2 protein-coding genes and 1 pseudogene are annotated in these 1805 nt (G+C 66.0%); 1 reads left to right on the forward strand and 2 read right to left on the reverse strand.

All coding sequences use genetic code 11. The features are described 5' to 3' along the window. Positions 1 to 131 (reverse strand): annotated as a pseudogene (locus tag EN949_RS34955) (aspartate-semialdehyde dehydrogenase); the annotation flags it as partial. A gap of 107 nt (positions 132 to 238) precedes the next feature. Continuing rightward, positions 239 to 388 (reverse strand): hypothetical protein, encoded by a 150-nt coding sequence (locus tag EN949_RS36070; RefSeq protein WP_164770251.1) that lies wholly within the window; start codon positions 386 to 388, stop codon positions 239 to 241. Between the two features lie 198 nt (positions 389 to 586). Here EN949_RS36070 and EN949_RS34960 point away from each other — a divergent pair. Then, a partial coding sequence (locus EN949_RS34960) for a DEAD/DEAH box helicase (RefSeq protein ID WP_164782667.1) occupies positions 587 to 1805 on the forward strand: 1219 nt, incomplete at its 3' end.

Genomic DNA, 1805 nt, shown 5'->3' on the forward strand with positions numbered 1-1805 from the left:
TCCGTGCCCTGGCTGCGCCGCGACGCCAGCGCCACGACTTCGCTTACCGGAAAGCCGCGCTCTTCCAATATGTTGAGCATTTCCCGGCCCACATTGCCCGTGGCGCCGACGATCGCTACCTTGAAACTCATCGAAAAATCTCCTGTCCCTCTCCGCTTGGTTTTTGGAGAAACCCGCTGGCCGCTGCGGGTTCCGTCCCCCGGGCCGAACCCGGGAGAGGGTGGTTAGGCCAAGGGAATCACACCGTTTTGGTGCTGGTTTTGCCAGTTTTCTTGGCCAAGAATGCGGTTTTGCTGAAACGAGGAGACGCGCCGACGCGCCCGGCCCAATGATGTGCATTGAGGCTGGGGGCATCGAATGCAGGAAGAGCCGTCAAAAGGCCGCGCATCGAAACTGTCCCGTTCGGTGCCGGCTTTTACGCGGTTTGCGGCAAGAGTCAATTGCCGAGCGGCGCCTGGTTTTGCGCGCGCCCTGTACAATCGCGGCTGCGCGAAGTACGAACGGCCAAGATTGTTTGGCTGGCGCGAGGCCCGCCCCGGCATGTGCTCCGTGATGAGCGCGGACCCTAAAATTCCGAAAGAGTGAGATGTCCAACTTCGAAGCACTTGTTCCAGCGCTTGCCAGGGCGCTGGAGAAACGCGGCTATTCCGAGCTGACGCCCGTCCAGAAGGCGGTCGTGGCGCCCGAGCTCGGCGAGGCCGATGCGCTGGTTTCGGCGCAGACCGGCTCCGGCAAGACGGTGGCCTTCGGCCTCGCTCTGGCGCCGACCCTGCTTGAGGGCGCGGAGCGCTTCGGCCACGCCGCCGCACCGCTGGCGCTGGCGGTGGCGCCGACGCGCGAACTCGCCTTGCAGGTGACGCGCGAACTGGAATGGCTCTACGAACTGACCGGCGCCACCGTGGCGTCCTGCGTCGGCGGCATGGACATGCGCTCGGAGCGGCGTGTGCTGGAGCGTGGCGCCCATATCGTCGTCGGCACGCCCGGCCGGCTGCGCGACCACATCACCCGGCGCTCGCTCGACATGTCGGCGCTGAAGGCGGTGGTGCTCGACGAGGCCGACGAGATGCTCGATCTCGGCTTTCGCGAAGACCTCGAATTCATCCTCGACGCCGCTCCGGCCGAACGCCGGACGCTGATGTTCTCGGCCACGGTGCCGCGCTCGATCGCCACGCTCGCCCAGGGCTATCAGCGCGATGCGGTGCGCATTTCGGCCGCCGGCGAGGAGAAGCAGCATCTCGACATCGAATATCGGGCGCTGAGCGTCGCCCAGCCCGACCGCGAGAACGCCATCATCAATGTGCTGCGCTATTACGAAGCCAAGAACGCGCTGGTGTTCTGCAACACGCGTGCCGCCGTCAATCATCTGACCGCGCGCTTCAACAACCGCAACTTCTCCGTCGTCGCCCTGTCGGGCGAGCTCAGCCAGAACGAGCGCAGCCATGCGCTGCAAGCGATGCGGGACGGCCGCGCAAAAGTCTGTATCGCCACCGATGTCGCGGCGCGCGGCATCGACCTGCCCAATCTTGAGCTGGTCATCCACGCCGATTTGCCGACCAACCCGGAAACGCTGCTGCACCGCAGCGGCCGCACCGGCCGCGCCGGGCGCAAGGGCGTCAGCGCGCTGATCGTGCCCAACAGCGCCCGCAAGCGCACCGAACGGCTGTTGCAGAACGCCGGCCTCAAGGCGACATGGGCGAGCCCGCCCTCGGCCGACGACGTGATGCGGCGCGACGACGAGCGCATCCTTGCCGATCCGGCTTTCGATGAGCCGGTGAAGGAGGACGAGCGCTCCTTCATCGACGCAC

The organism is Mesorhizobium sp. M7A.F.Ca.US.007.01.2.1 (assembly GCF_003998165.1).
Lineage (GTDB): Bacteria > Pseudomonadota > Alphaproteobacteria > Rhizobiales > Rhizobiaceae > Mesorhizobium > Mesorhizobium ciceri.